This is a genomic window from Streptomyces sp. WM6372, from assembly GCF_001279655.1.
In the GTDB taxonomy this organism is placed as follows: domain Bacteria; phylum Actinomycetota; class Actinomycetes; order Streptomycetales; family Streptomycetaceae; genus Streptomyces.
In genome coordinates this window covers 45,148-58,788 of record NZ_LGDB01000214.1, presented here as the reverse complement: position 1 = coordinate 58,788, position 13,641 = coordinate 45,148, and the positions used below count along the sequence as shown (strand labels likewise).

The window sequence follows — 13,641 nt, the reverse complement described above, 5'->3', positions numbered from 1 at the left end:
CCGGGCGCCCCCCCGGCCCCCGGGGGGCCCCCCCCGCCCCCCCCCCCCCCCCCGCGGGGGGGGAACCCCCCCCCGCCGGTCCCGCGGTTGCGGGTGGCGCCCGCTCCGGCGCCACCGGGGAAGGCGCCGCCCGGGAAGCCCCCGCTGCCGGTCGAGGACACCGCGGCCAACTGCACCTGCTCGCCCTCGGTCAGCCCGCTGAGGATCTGGTCGGTGCTGTCTCCTTCGAGGCCGACGGTGACCGGTGTCCGTACGGTGGTGCCGTCCTCCTTGACGACGGTGACGGTACGGCCGGCACCGGTCCCGGACACGGCGGCGGCCGGAACCGAGAGGGCGCCGGAGGCCTCGCCGACGACGACCTGGATGGCGGCGCTGAGGCCGCTGCGCAGGTCGTCGGTGGGGCTCGTGACGGTGAGGGTGGCCGCGTACTGCACGGCGCTCCCGCCGCCCGAGTTGCCGCCTCCGGAAGAGGAACCGCTGCCGGTCGGCAGGGAACTGACCGACAGGACCTGCGCGTTGAGGACCTTGCCCGCGATCGCGTTGAGCGTGACCGTGGCCGGCTGGCCCGGCTTCAGCTTGAGGGCGTCGGCTTCAGAGAAGTTCGCCGTCACCTGCATGCCGGACGGGTTGGTGAGGACCACGAACCCGGAGAGGGAGGTTGGGGAAGCGGCACTGGAGGAGGCGGAGTTGGCGCCGGAACCGCCGTTGCCGCCACCCGCGGCGCCGCTGCCGTTCGTACCGGAGGCCGTGTCGCCGACCTTCGCCGAGACGGACGCGACCGTCCCGGCGGCCGGCGCGTGCAGTACGGTCCCGTCGACGGCTCGCTGCGCGGCGTCCACGGCGTTCTGCGCCTGGGTGAGCTGGGCACGGGCCTGGGCCACCTGGGCCGGGTCCACGGTCGGCGTCGGGGCCGGCGCGGCAGCGCCCCGCGTCGACGGGGCGCCGCTGCCCGACGCCGAACTTGTCTGCCCGGCCTCGGCCTTGGCGAGGTTCGCGTCGGCCGCTGTCAGCGCGGCCCGAGCCTGGGTGAGCGATTCCGTCGCGGCGGTCGCGTCGACCTTCCCGAGCAGCTGTCCCTTGGTGACCTTGTCTCCCGGCTTGACGTCGACCTCGGTGAGCCGTCCGCCGGTGGTGAAGTTCACCCCGGCGTCGCTCGGCGAGCTCAGCGACCCCGAGCCGGACACGGTCGCGAGGACGGTGCCCTTGGTGACGGCGACGGTCCGCGCGCCGCCGCGCGCCGGACCGTCGCCGCCACTGGTCACCGCCGCGTACGCGCCGCCGGCGCCCGCGAGGACCGCCACCGAGAGCACCGAGTTGATCAGGACGGCCCTGCGCCGCCGTGGGAGCACCTTCATGGGGCGGGATCCTGGCCGCCCGCACTTTGGAGGGTCTGGGAGCTTCCTGGGAGTTCCCTGGGAAGGCCACGCCCCACTGAAGCGGGCATAGCGCCCGATCCGGTGCGTACTGAGCGGGCTCCGCCCACCCCCGGGGTGACGGGGGCCGCGCACTGTCAGGAAACTCCCAGCGGACGCTCGGGTCGCCCCCATCTCCGTGCGGTTCAGTCTCGGTCGCCGACGCACCCGTGCCGCCGGCGGCCCGACGCACCGAGGAGACGACGGACATGCCCTGGACCATGCCCCGGCCGACCGCCGGGCTCTCCGCCGTGGCCCTCGCGGCGTGCGGGCTGCTGCTCGCGGCCTGCTCCTCCGGCGCGGGCGCCGCGAGTAGGGCGGCCCCCGCCGCCACCTCCGCCTCGGCGGCGCCGTCACCGGACGCCAAGGCCATGGACGCGTACCGCCAGTGCCTGGCCCGGCACGGTGTCACGACGGCTCCGCGCCCGACCGGCACGCGAGGGCCCGGTGCCGGTGGCTGGGGCGGTGCGTCAGGAGGCCCCGGCCGCAGGGCGTCGGCCGACCCGCAGCGCAACGAGGCGGCCCAGGCATGCGCGGATCTGCGCCCGCAGTTCAGCGGGCGCGGCGGCGGCTCCGGTGGTGGCGACGGCAGCGCCATGAAGGCGTTCACGAGCTGCCTCAAGGACCACGGCGTGGTGCTGCCGTCGGCCACTCCGAACGCACCGGGCACGCGGGGCTTCCCCACCTCCGACCCGCAGTCGGCGCAGGCCTTCGAAACCTGCAAGGCGCTGCTGCCGCAACGCGGCCAGAACACCCCGAAGCCGGGCGTGAGCCCGTCGGCCTCCGCACAGACCTGAGCGGCGTGCCGCGGCCGGATGGCCGTGACACGCCGCTCGCGGTGGGCCGGCGGTTCACACGCGGTTCGGTGTGCCCGCCGGCCCGCCCACCCCGTCAGGGGCGGGACGGATCAGCCGTTGCGGTGGTGACGGCGGCCGTCCCAGGAGTCGGAGTCGAGGACGTTGCCGCGGTTGTCACGGAGCGTGGCGCTGTCGCGCTCGTCCCACACCTGGTGGTGGCGGTCCTGGTAGACGTCGTGGCGGGTGTCGCGGCCCTGGCCGGTGTGGACCTTGACGCTGGAGCGGCCGTCCAGGCGGAAGTCCTTGAACTGGTAGCGGTTGCCCTGCCGGTCGGTGAGGGTGAAGCCGCGCAGGTTGACGCCGTGGCGGCCGGTGTTCTTCACCTCGACCCACTCCCCGTTCAGGGCACGGGCGGAGCGGTCGTTGCGACCGGGGCTGTCGTACTGGACGTCGCCGATGACGATCGAGGACTGCGCGCCCCGGTGGTCGCGCCCGTGGTTGTCGGCGGCGGCGGCCGGCAGGGCGGCGGCGGCGACCAGGGCGCCTGCGGCCAGGAACGCGGAGACGACCCGGCGGGTGGCGAGAGAAGCAGACATGAAGATGACCCCTTCAACAGACAGCGGCCCTTCCCGGCCGTGAAGGCGGGTGGGCTCCGAACAGTTCCCGGCGTCCTGCCGAGGAGGCACACTCTGGCCCCCAACCACCACCAAACGCCACCAACACGGGTCGTGTTGCCCAATGCAGACATACCCGTGACTCTTGCTTGTATCGGGCATCGGTCAAAGCCGTGCTGACGCGGACCGCGAGAGCGCGGGACGCAGGCCATGGGAGGCTTGGAGACGGAGCCTTCCCGCGTGGACGCCCGCCGCCCGGGGCGCTCGTCCCTCCCTGAGCCGAATGGGTTCAGGGTTTGTAACGGGTGTTCGGCGGGGCGTCAGAGTGAAGGCAGGTTGACGGTCGGGGCGGGGCCCGGAGCCCGCTGTCCACGGATCAACGGGAGCAGCCCGGCCGCGCCCGCGAGGGAGAGGAGCGCCGCGACGCGCAGCACGCTCTCGATGGCCGGTCCGTCCGAAGCCGCCCGCTGCTCCGAGCCGCTCAGGACCTCCAGGACGGTCGCCGCCACCGCCACGGCCATGGCGCCCAGCAGCACCAGCGACGTCAGCACCAGTCCGGAGGCGGCGGCGAGCCGGCTCGACGGGACGTACGACTGGGTGGCCACGTTCGTCAGCGCCCAGCCGAGGCCGATTCCGAAGCCCACGACCGCGAAGACGGCCGTGTACAGCGCGAGCGGTTCCGTCCAGGTCAGCACCAGGAGGAACACGCCGCTCAGCAGCATCCCGCCCGCCATCAGCGTTTCCGGCCTCCAGCGCTGGGCGAGGTGGCCGGACCAGTAACTGGCCGCACCGGCGCCGACGGACAGGGCGAGGAAGACCAGCCCGGCCTCCAGCGGGGAGAGGCCGCGGGCCTGCTGGAGGTAGAGCGCGGAGAGGACCGCCACCAGGCAGTACACGATGTTGGAAACGGAGCCGGCCAGCGTGACCGTCACGAACGGCCCGTTGCGCAGCAGGGACAGGTCCAGCAGCGGCTCCGCGGTCCGGCGCTCGATCACCACGAACAGGACCAGCAGGAGCGCTCCGGCGGCGAGACAGGCCAGCGTCGCCGCGGAGGCCCAGCCCCAGTGGCCGCCCTGGTCGACCGCGATCATGATGGCGGTCAGACCGCCCGCCACGGTGACGGCTCCCGGGAGGTCCAGGCCGTGACCGGCCTCCTCGTCGCGCGTGTCGGTGACGAACCGCAGCATCAGGAAGGCCGCGACGGCGCAGAAGGGCACGTTCAGCAGGAACACCGCCCGCCAGCTGACGTGCTCGGCGAACGCGCCGCCCACGAAAGGACCGAGCGCGGTCCCGATCGCGCTGAAGGCCAGCACCGTACCCACCGCGCGGCCCTGCCGGTCGTCACGGAAGTAGGCGGTGACGACCGCCACGGCCACGGGGAAGACCATTGCGGCCGTGGCCCCCTGGACCACCCTGCCCACGACCAGCCAGACCTCGTTCTGCGCGGCGGCGCACACGACGGACACCACGGCGAAGCCGACCAGGCCCCAGACGATGACGGTGCGGCGCCCGTGGACGTCGGCCGCCCTGCCGCCCGTGATCATCAGCGCGCCCAGCGTCAGCATGTAGCCGCTGACCAGCCACTGCAGGTTGGTGGTCGGTGTGGAGAAGTCCCGGGCGATCACGGGCAGCATCAGGTTGAGGGCGAACCAGTCCATCTGGACGAGGAGCATCGACAGCGAGGCGGCGGCGATGACCGCCCGGTCCCGGCCCGAGAACAGCCGCCGGCGGGGCGAGCCGGTTCCCACGTTGCGCACGCCCATGAACCCGTCCCGTCCACAGCCCCCTGGCACCCCCTCCCACCAGCATGCGCCCGCCCGACCCGCCGGGCACCCGGGCCCGCGCCGCCCCCGGGGCGGCTCCCTGGAAAGGCCCCTAGGCGGGACCCTGGGCGGGACCCTGGGCGGGACCCTGGGCGGGCTCCCACAACTCGACCCGGTTGCCCTCGGGATCGGTGACCCAGCCGAACCGGCCGACACCCTCCATGTCCTGGGTCTCCCCGGCCACGTCCGCGCCCTTGGAGCGCAATTGCGCGAGCATCGCGTCCAGATCGCGGACCCGGAAGTTCAGCATGGTCTGCTGGGCGCCGGACCCGAAGTAGTCGGTCCCGGACTCGAACGTCGCGAACACCGTCGGCCCGGCTCCCTGCTGCCACAGGCCGTGCTCATCGGCATCCAGGCCCAGGCACTCGCGATACCAGGCGTTCAGGGCCGCCGGATCGGCCGCCCGCATGAAGTACCCGCCGATTCCCGTCACACGTTCCATGCCGCCATCTTCCCAGCACGGCGGACGGGCGGGGCGGCACCACACGGCACAGCGCCGCCACCGCAACCGCCACCGCCGCCGTCACCGGGAGACGTCAGGGGATCAGTACGCAGTGGTTCTCGATCACCCTGCCACTGCGGTCCAGCCCACCGCAGATGGCCAGCCGCGGGTACGCCCTGAACTCGCGGTTGACCACGAACCGGGCCTGCGACACGCCCGCCCTGCTGCTGTGGTAGTCGCCGACGAAGGCCCGCAGCGTCCCCGGCAGTCCGTCCCTGGTCGTGACCGTGATGTCCTGGACGTAGTCACGACCCTGATAAGCGGTGGCCACGCAGATGTACGTCCCGCAGGTGGCTTTGACCTCGGCGCTCGCCGGCGCCGCGGTCACCAGCGCCATGGCGGAGGCCGCCGTGAGCGCCGCCGCCACCGTCGCCAACCGCCGCCGCGCGGGTGTCGCCGACCGAACCGTCTTCCGGCGTACGAGGTGCATGAGATCCCCTCCGAGTTGCCCTGACCGACTGCACGACGTATCCACCGTGTCACGTTCCGTGCCGCCCTGGCATGCGGCAACGGTGAACATGCGGTGAGGAGGCTGCGGATCCGCGGATACGGTATCCGCCGGCCCCTCGCGAGGAACTCGCAGCCATCGTGTGACCCAGGACACGGGAACCCCCCGGGTCCGGCAGACAAGAACCCCACGTGGACTACTCAATGCACGCCCGGATACGAGCCGGGGACCCGGAGGCCTTCCGGGAGCTCTTCCGCGACCACGCCCAGCTGGTGCACCGGCACGCCGTACGGGCGACCGGGGACCGCACGCTCGCCGAGGACGTCGTCTCGCTGACGTACCTGGAGGCCTGGCGCCTGCGCGAGAAGCTGCGGGACGAGGGCGACAGCCCGCGCCCCTGGCTGATGGGCATCGCCGTGAACGTACTGCGCAACACCACGCGCGCCGCCCGGCGGCACCAGCGCGCACTCGGCCGGCTTCCGGTCAAGGACACGGTGCCCGACTTCGCCGACGAGCTCGTGGCCCGCCTCGCCGACGCCGATCAGCTCGCCGCGGCCCGGCGCGCGCTGCGCGCACTGCGGCGCAGCGAGCGGGAGGTCTTCACCCTGTGCGTCTGGTCCGGGCTGGGCTACGCGGAGGCCGCCGCCGCGCTCGGCGTCCCGGTCGGCACCGTCCGTTCCCGCCTGTCCCGCGCCCGTGCCCGGCTGCGGGGGCTCTCCGAGAAGGAGTTGGCAAGATCCGGGGAACCGCTTTCCCGCTCCGGACAAGTACAGGGCGGCCGCACTCCCGCGGCCCGGTCACAAGAGTCGCAGTCCTACGAGGAGGAAGCCCGATGATCCGCAAGAAGTGGCGGCGAGACGAACCGCTGGACCACGCGGAACTGGGACGGCTGCTGCCGCCCCCGGGAAGCCCGGACCTGCCGCTCGACCGTCAGATCCTGCTTGAGGAGCACCTGATGAACGAGATCCAGCAGACCGCCGCCGCCCCGTCTCCGGCCGGGGACCGGGCCCCGGCCCGCCGGCCCGTACGACGGCCCCTGCTGATCGGCATCCCGGTCACCGCCGCCGCGCTCGCGGGCGTGATCGCGCTCAACTCCGCGCAGGGCCCGGCCGGTACCGGTGAGCCCGCCCGTACCCCCGCGGTCGAGGCGCCCGTCGTGTCCGTGGAGACGGGCAGCGCCGAGCAACTCGCCTCCACCGTCGAGCAGATCGCCGCGGCCGCCACCAAGAGCGGCCTGCCGGACCCGGGCCCCGGCCAGTACGTCTACGTCAAGAGCCAGGTCTCGTACCAGTCGACCTCCGTCGACGTGGACACCGACCGGTCCAAGACCTGGGTGCAGCCGCTGCACACCCGCGAGGTGTGGAAGTCGCCCGACGGGACGAAGGGCTGGCTCGACGAGCCCGGGCAGCAGCCCAAGGGCGGCATCACCCTGGACGAGGACGGCCCCCTGTCCAAGCCCGTGAACGGCCAGGACATCCCCGGAGAGGCCGTCAACTTCTCGTACGAGTGGCTCAAGGCACAGCCCGCGGACCCGGACGCCCTGCTGACGGCCATCCGCGCGGCGGGCGGCAGCGGACGCGACCGGGACCAGGAGGCCTTCGAGGAGATCGGCTCGATCATCGGCGAGCAGGTCGTACCGTCGCGCATCGCCGCGGCGCTCTACCAGGCGGCGGCCAGGATCCCCGGCGTCATCGTCGTCCGGCACTCCCAGGACGCCGCCGGGCGCGACGGGATCGCGCTCGCCCGCGTCGACGAGCAGCGCGGCGCGCGCACCGAGTTGGTCTTCGACCGCTCGACGTACGCCTACCTCGGCAGCCGTGGCGTACAGATCAGGCAGGAGGGCGAGACCAAGCCCGGAACGGTGGTCGAGCGGACGGCCGTTCTGGAACGGGGCGTGGTGAACGGACAGAAGGAGCGCCCGGCCGCCCGGCGCGCGGCCTGACCCCGGACCCATCGGTCGAGCGGGCCCCCACGGTCGCCTTGTACGCTCCTCGCCATGGACGACCGCGCCACGCCCACCCTGCTCGTGAACCCGCCCCGCACCACCACGGCGGAACTCCTCGCGCAGGCGGCGGCGTGGCGCGGCCATGACGTCGTCGCCCACGTCAAGCGGGCCGAGGGCCGCGAGACGTACTGGTACGGAGGCCCGCTCGCCGCCGACGTCCTCTCCGGCCGGCTCGGCCTCGGGCTCCTCGAACCCGCGGACGACTGGCTGGCGACGGTGCCGCACCCCCTCCTCCGCCGTTCCGTGCGCCTCACGACGCTTGCCGAGGCCCGGTCCCTGCGGGAACCCGCTTTCGTCAAACCGCCCTCCGCCAAGATCGACCTGCTCCCGGCCGCGGTGTACGCGGACGGAAGCGCGCTGCCGGCCGCCCTCGACGCGCCCACACCGGTACTCGTCAGCGGCGTCGTGGAGTTCGCGGCCGAGTACAGGCTGTTCGTGCTCGACGGCGACGTCGCCGCCGGCAGCCGCTACGCCGTGTACGGGCGCCCCGACCCCGCACCGCTGGACGCGCCCGCCCGGGCCTTCGCCCGCGAGGTGCTCGACGCCACGGCCGACGGGCTGCCCAGCGCCGTGTGCGTCGACGTCGGCCGGCTCAGCGAGGGCGGCTGGGCGATCGTCGAGGCCAACATGCCGTGGTTCGCGCACTGTTACGCGGCCGAGCCCGACGCCGTCCTCGACGTCGTACTGCGCGCCGCGGGTCCGCTGACCCGCGTGGCCGACCGGGACCTGCCGTTCGTCCGCGCGACCCGGACCGGGCCGCAGGAGCCGGCGGCCCCGCCCCGCGTCGTACGGCAGGGATCGCCCGCGGGCCTCAGGAGCTCGTGAGGACGACGAGCCGCTGGGTCGCCCGGGTCATCGCGACGTAGCGGTCGACCGCTCCTTCGACGCCCTCGCCGAACGCCTCCGGGTCGATGAGGACGACCAGGTCGAACTCCAGGCCCTTCGACAGCCCCGGGGTGAGCGACCGGACGCGGGACGTCGCCCGGAAGGAGGGATCGCCGATGACGCAGGCGATCCCGTCGGCGTGCGCGGCGAGCCACGTATCGAGGACCGAGTCCAGGTCCGCGACGGATCCGTGCACGACGGGAACACCGCCGCCGCGGATGGACGTCGGCACGTTCGCGTCGGGCAGCACGGCCCGGATGACCGGCTCCGCCTCCGCCATGACCTCTTCGGGCGTGCGGTAGTTGATGCTCAGGGAGGCCACCTCGATCCGGTCGAGCCCGACCCGCTCCAGCCGCTCCCGCCACGACTCCGTGAACCCGTGCCTGGCCTGCGCCCGGTCCCCGACGATCGTGAAGCTCCGGGACGGGCAGCGCAGCAGCAGCATCTGCCACTCCGCGTCGGTCAGTTCCTGGGCCTCGTCCACGACGATGTGCGCGAACGGGCCGGCGAGCCGGTCCGGGTCGGTGCTCGGCAGGGCTCCCGCGTCGACCAGGCTGTCCTGGAGGTCCCGGCCGCGCAGCATCCTCACCGCTCCCTCGCTGTCGTCACCGGCCGAGTTGAAGTCGGCGGCCGCGAGGATGTCGTCGATGACGCCGGCCATGCGCTCGCGTTCGGCGGCGACGGCCGCGTCGTGCCGGTGCTTGCGCCGCGCCGCCTCCGGGTCGCCGAGCCGCTGCCGCGCCGCGTCGAGGAGCGGCAGGTCGGACACGGTCCAGGCCTGTGCGTCCGCGCGCTGCAGCTTCCGTACGTCCTCCCGGTCGAGCCAGGGGGCGCAGAGCCGCAGGTAGGCGGGTACCGACCACAGGTCTCCGACGAGGTCGGCCGCATCGAGCAGCGGCCACGCGCGGTGGAGGGTCGTGACCAGCTCCTCGTCGTGCAGCAGAGCCCTCCGGAGCTGGTCGGGCGACACCTCGTCGTCATCGGCGCCGAGCTTGTCCAGCAGGATCGTGAGCAGCCCGTCCCAGATCTGCTCGCGCGCCTCGTTGTGCGGGACGCCGGCCGCCTCTTCGAACGCCTCGGTCCAGTCGGCGGCGCTCAGCCACAGGTCGGCCCAGGGGGTGGACACCGTCATGCCCCCGGTGGGCGGCTCCTCGTAGATCCTGACGGCCTTCTCGATCGCCTTCACCATGTCCGCGGTCGACTTCAGGAGCGCCACGTCGGGGTCGGTCTCGAGCGGGGCCGCGGCTCCCTCGGGGAGGAGGTCGCGCACGGTGCAGGTCTGCACGCCCTCCTCGCCGAGGCTGGGCAGGACGTCGGCGACGTAGTTCAGGTACGGCTGGTGCGGACCGACGAACAGCACGCCGCCCCGGCGGTGCCCGAGGCGGGGGTCGGAGTAGAGGAGGTGGGCCGTGCGGTGCAGGGCGACGACGGTCTTGCCCGTTCCCGGACCGCCGTCGACGACGAGGGCGCCGCGGGAGCCCGCGCGGACGATGGCGTCCTGGTCGGCCTGGATGGTGCCGAGGACGTCGCGCATCCGGGGCGACCGGGTGCTGCCCAGGCTGGCGATGAAGGCGGACTGGTCGTCGAGCGCGGCGTGCCCTTCGAATCCGTCGGCCGTGAACACCTCGTCCCAGTAGTCGCCGATCCGGCCGCGGGTCCAGCGGTACCTGCGGCGGCTCGCCAGGCCCATCGGGCTGGCGTGGGTCGCGGCGAAGAACGGCTCGGCGGCGGGGGAGCGCCAGTCGATCAGGAGCCGGCGCCCGGCGCCGTCGGTGAGGCCGAGCCGCCCGATGTAGACGGGCTCCGGGTCGTCCGCGCCGACGATGCGGCCGAGGCACAGGTCCAGTCCGAAGCGGCGCAGGGCGCGCAGCCGGGAGGTCAGCCGGTGGATCTCGCTGTCCCGTTCCATCGCCTCCCGGCCCAGGCCGCCGGGCGCCTTGCGCAGCTCGTCGAGGCGGCCGGACAGCTCGCTGACGGCCTGTTCGAGGCTGTGGGCGAGGGCCGCGAAGTGCTGCTCGTCGCGGGCGATCAGGGCCGGGTCGGCCTTGGGGGAGAGGTGGTCGGGGAGGTCGAACGCGCTGGTGGTCTTCGTTGTCAACACAGGCACCCCGTGCATCTCCTATTTCCGCTGCTTCTGGCTACGAGGAGCGATTCTGCGGTACCACGGGGGCCTTGCCGCAAGCCCCCCTGTGCGCTATAAGTTAAGAGTGGCAAGGGGTGGGTACTCCCCCTTCCGCAACCTCTCCCCCCTCCCGAAGCGGTCGCTCGTAAGCGTTCGCCGCGGAATTCTGCTGCGGAATTCCGCCGCGCGCCCGTCACACTTCCGCGCCGGGATCCGTCAGGTCAACGACAGCAACACGGAAGACCTGAGGGAGATGGCGATGCAGACCCGTACGATCACGGCGGACGCAGCGGTGGGACCGCGGATGGCGCAGGACCCCATGGAGCTCGTCCCCGAGCTGGCGGAGGTGTCGGCGGCGCTGTTCAAGGCCACCGGCAACCGCTCGGTACCGCGCACGACGATCAGCCTGCTGCAGCTGCGGGCCGGCCAGATCGTCGGCAACACCTACTTGACCGTCCTGCACGCGGGCATGCTGCGCAAGGCCGGGGAGCCCGAGGAGCGGATCACCGCGGTGGCGTCCTGGCAGGACGCCCCGTACTTCAGCGGCGCCGAGCGGGCCGCGCTGGCGCTGGTGGAGGCCGTACTCCAGCCCTCCGCCGGTGGGGAACGGGTCTCCGACGAGCTGTACGCCGAGGTGTCCGAGCACTACGACGCGAAGGCGCTCGCGACCTTGACGATCGCGATAGGGCAGGTCAACTTCTTCGTCCCGATCGCGCTCATCGCCAAGCCGGTGCCGGGACGGTCGTTCACCGATCCGTGGAGCTGAGCCGGCCCGTTTGGGGCGTGGCGGGGACGCGTACGTCGTTCGACGCGCGCGTCCCCGCCGGCTCATCCCCGCGGACGGGCTACTTGGGGGTCACCCAGACCTGCCGCTTGTTGGTGTTGGCCGTGTAGAGCTGGACCACGGTGCCGTTGGCGGTCGCGCCGCCGGTGACGTCGAGGACCTTGCCCGAGGCGGTGTGCACGATCTGGCCCTTGGCGTTGACCGACCACCGCTGGGCGGCGGTGCCGTTGCAGTCGTAGAGCGAGATCTTGTTGCCGTTGGTGCTCAGGTTCCGGGAGTTGTCGAGGCACTTTCCGAGCGCGCGGAACGTACCGTCCTTCCCCAGGATCCAGGACTGCGCCACGCTGCCGTTGCACGTGTACAGCTGGATCTGGGTGCCGTTCTCCGCCTTGCCCCCCTTGACGTCGAGGCACTTGCCGCCGAGGCCGGACACCTTGCCCTGCGGGGAGAGCGCCGCACCGGCGCCGGCCGCGAGGAGGCGGAGCCCCTGCACGTCGAACTGCTGGACGTACGTGCCCGCCCGCTTGTCCTTGTACGCGTACGTCGGCGTGCACATGACGGGGAACTCGCCCGAGTCCGTGCCCTTGACGCAGTCGCCCTTGGTCATGCTGCGGTTCGCATGGGTCAGGCCCAGCGTGTGCCCGATCTCGTGGCTGATGTGGTTGCGCATGATGGCCTCGCCCATGGCGGCGGTGGGCTTGCCGGCTGTGGTGAAGAACTCGTCGTCGATGTAGGCGTGGCCGCTGGTCACCGTGTCCGCGAGGGAGGAGGAGGTGAACCCGCAGCTCAGGTTCGCGGATCCGGAACCGTCGCGGACCACCTTCCACCCGGTGCTGCCCATGCTGCCCTCGCCCGCCGGCGGTACGCAGGGCCGGTGCGCCACGCCGATGACCACCTCACCCCTCGGGCGGGTGTAGTCCCAGCCCACGGGGTGGGTGTCGACGGTGACGGGGAGGTTCGTGATGCGCGCGAGGTCGGCCGCCGTCGCCTTGGCGTACGGGGACAGCCAGTCGGCTGACTTCTGGTCGTAGAACTTGATCGTGTAGCCGGTGGCCAGCCACTTGGTGGCCCCCGACAGCTTCCATCCCTCGCCCTGCGGGGGAGCGGCCGCGGCGACCGCGCCTGCCCGGGAGGCCGCGGCCGCGCGGCTGCCGCCGATGCTCATGACGCCGTTGCTGAAGGGGGTGTGGTCGCCGGCGGAGACGGCGGCGTCGCCGTCCGCCGCGTCGGGCGCCTCCCCCTGCGGCAGCTCCGCTTCCTCGGGCGTGGCGGACGGATCGGCGCCGGCGGAGGCCGTGGTGCCGGTGTCCTCGGTGCCGAAGGCTGCGGGGGCCAGCAGGCCGCCCGCGGCGGCCACCACGGCACCCGCCGCGACCAGAGGTATTCGATACTTAGCGGTGAATCCCAAGTCCTGTTGCCTTTCCTCGTGTTCCCTCCCACTGCCTTCGGCGACGCGCCGTCACCGTCGGCAGCCGGGACCGAACAGATGATAGGAAACGGGCCAAGGACGCGCGCTCGCGGGGGAGTTGCCCGCGCCGCCCGCAGTCGGCACGGCATCGGCGGAGCCGGCCCTGGGTACTTGACTCCGGAAAAGTGTGAGTGGTTAAGTACTCACATGAAGTCAGAGCGCCCCCGCCAGCTGTCCACCGCCGAGGAGCGCCGAGCGACGGTGCTGCGCACCGCGATCGGTGCCTTCGCCGCACGCGGCTACTTCGGCACCACCACGACCGAGGTGGCCAAGGCGGCCGGCATCTCGCAGGCGTACGTCTACCGGCTCTTCCCGAGCAAGGAGTCCCTGTTCGTCGCCGTCGTGGAGCACTGCTTCGTGCAGGTGCGGGCCAGTCTGGAGCGTGCGGCGGCCGAGGCCCGGGGGAGCGGTGCCGACGTGGTGCTGGCGGCCATGGGGGGCTCGTACGCCAAGCTGATCGGCGACAACGACCTGATGCTGATTCAGCTCCAGGCGCAGGCGGCCGCGGCCTCCGAGCCGGCCGTGCGCGAGGTGGTGCGCCAGGGCTATGCCCGGCTGGTGGAGTACGTGCGCGGCGCCTCGGGCGGCAGCGAGCAGCAGGTCCAGGAGTTCTTCGCCCGCGGCATGCTGTGTCATCTGATCGCGTCGACGGGGGCGGACGAGGTGGACGCCCCCTGGAGCCGGACCCTGTCGGCGGGCATCAGGCACTACTGAGCCCGGCGCCGGGCGCCGGCGGTCCCGCCTTTTCTTTGGGTCCAAGTGTGAGTGGTCGACCACACAT

The 13,641-nt window shown here is 72.8% G+C and carries 13 protein-coding genes; 6 read left to right on the top strand and 7 right to left on the bottom strand.

From position 1 onward, the window contains the following. Window positions 1-1,355 (bottom strand): efflux RND transporter periplasmic adaptor subunit (locus ADK52_RS29495; protein ID WP_053692898.1); only part of this gene is annotated, 1,355 nt, incomplete at its 3' end. A gap of 266 nt (window positions 1,356-1,621) precedes the next feature. Here ADK52_RS29495 and ADK52_RS29490 point away from each other — a divergent pair. Beyond that, the gene (locus ADK52_RS29490) at window positions 1,622-2,209 is read left to right on the top strand and encodes a hypothetical protein (RefSeq protein WP_053692897.1); all 588 of its coding nucleotides are present in this window, start codon (window positions 1,622-1,624) and stop codon (window positions 2,207-2,209) included. Between the two features lie 110 nt (window positions 2,210-2,319). Here ADK52_RS29490 and ADK52_RS29485 read toward each other — a convergent pair whose 3' ends face one another. From ADK52_RS29485 to ADK52_RS29470, 4 genes are all read right to left on the bottom strand, one after another. Next, a complete protein-coding gene (locus tag ADK52_RS29485; RefSeq protein ID WP_053692896.1) occupies window positions 2,320-2,805 on the bottom strand; it encodes a lamin tail domain-containing protein in 486 nt (161 codons plus the stop codon). Between the two features lie 338 nt (window positions 2,806-3,143). Then, window positions 3,144-4,586, bottom strand: a complete 1,443-nt coding sequence (locus ADK52_RS29480) for an MFS transporter (protein ID WP_053692895.1) — start codon at window positions 4,584-4,586, stop codon at window positions 3,144-3,146. 112 nt (window positions 4,587-4,698) lie between these two features. Beyond that, window positions 4,699-5,088, bottom strand: coding sequence for a VOC family protein (locus ADK52_RS29475; protein ID WP_053692894.1), 390 nt, complete (start codon window positions 5,086-5,088; stop codon window positions 4,699-4,701). Window positions 5,089-5,182: 94 nt separating this feature from the next. Continuing rightward, a complete protein-coding gene (locus ADK52_RS29470; RefSeq protein WP_107090201.1) occupies window positions 5,183-5,578 on the bottom strand; it encodes a hypothetical protein in 396 nt (131 codons plus the stop codon). Between the two features lie 209 nt (window positions 5,579-5,787). On the opposite strand from ADK52_RS29470, the gene ADK52_RS29465 reads away from it, so the two are divergent. From ADK52_RS29465 to ADK52_RS29455, 3 genes are read left to right on the top strand one after another with little or no spacing between them, the layout of a single operon-like run. Next, window positions 5,788-6,432: an RNA polymerase sigma factor gene (locus ADK52_RS29465; RefSeq protein ID WP_420714951.1), complete on the top strand. Its 645-nt coding sequence runs from the start codon at window positions 5,788-5,790 to the stop codon at window positions 6,430-6,432. Continuing rightward, window positions 6,429-7,538, top strand: a complete 1,110-nt coding sequence (locus tag ADK52_RS29460) for a CU044_5270 family protein (protein WP_053692892.1) — start codon at window positions 6,429-6,431, stop codon at window positions 7,536-7,538. The genes ADK52_RS29465 and ADK52_RS29460 overlap by 4 nt, the downstream gene beginning before the upstream one ends. Before the next feature lie 54 nt (window positions 7,539-7,592). After that, entirely contained in the window at window positions 7,593-8,426 is an 834-nt protein-coding gene (locus tag ADK52_RS29455) for an ATP-grasp domain-containing protein (RefSeq protein ID WP_063783967.1), read from the top strand. Here the strand turns inward: ADK52_RS29455 and helR are convergent. Continuing rightward, complete coding sequence (helR, locus tag ADK52_RS29450) at window positions 8,413-10,584, bottom strand: RNA polymerase recycling motor ATPase HelR (RefSeq protein WP_107090200.1); 2,172 nt, start codon at window positions 10,582-10,584, stop codon at window positions 8,413-8,415. The two genes, ADK52_RS29455 and helR, sit on opposite strands and share 14 nt — an antisense overlap. Before the next feature lie 283 nt (window positions 10,585-10,867). Between helR and ADK52_RS29445 the strand changes: the two genes are divergently transcribed. After that, window positions 10,868-11,374, top strand: coding sequence for a carboxymuconolactone decarboxylase family protein (locus ADK52_RS29445; protein ID WP_053692904.1), 507 nt, complete (start codon window positions 10,868-10,870; stop codon window positions 11,372-11,374). A gap of 79 nt (window positions 11,375-11,453) precedes the next feature. Here ADK52_RS29445 and ADK52_RS29440 read toward each other — a convergent pair whose 3' ends face one another. Continuing rightward, complete coding sequence (locus tag ADK52_RS29440; RefSeq protein WP_234344307.1) at window positions 11,454-12,800, bottom strand: ricin-type beta-trefoil lectin domain protein; 1,347 nt, start codon at window positions 12,798-12,800, stop codon at window positions 11,454-11,456. 207 nt (window positions 12,801-13,007) lie between these two features. Between ADK52_RS29440 and ADK52_RS29435 the strand changes: the two genes are divergently transcribed. Beyond that, the gene (locus ADK52_RS29435) at window positions 13,008-13,574 is read left to right on the top strand and encodes a TetR/AcrR family transcriptional regulator (RefSeq protein ID WP_053692890.1); all 567 of its coding nucleotides are present in this window, start codon (window positions 13,008-13,010) and stop codon (window positions 13,572-13,574) included. The last annotated feature ends 67 nt before the right edge of the window (window positions 13,575-13,641 follow it).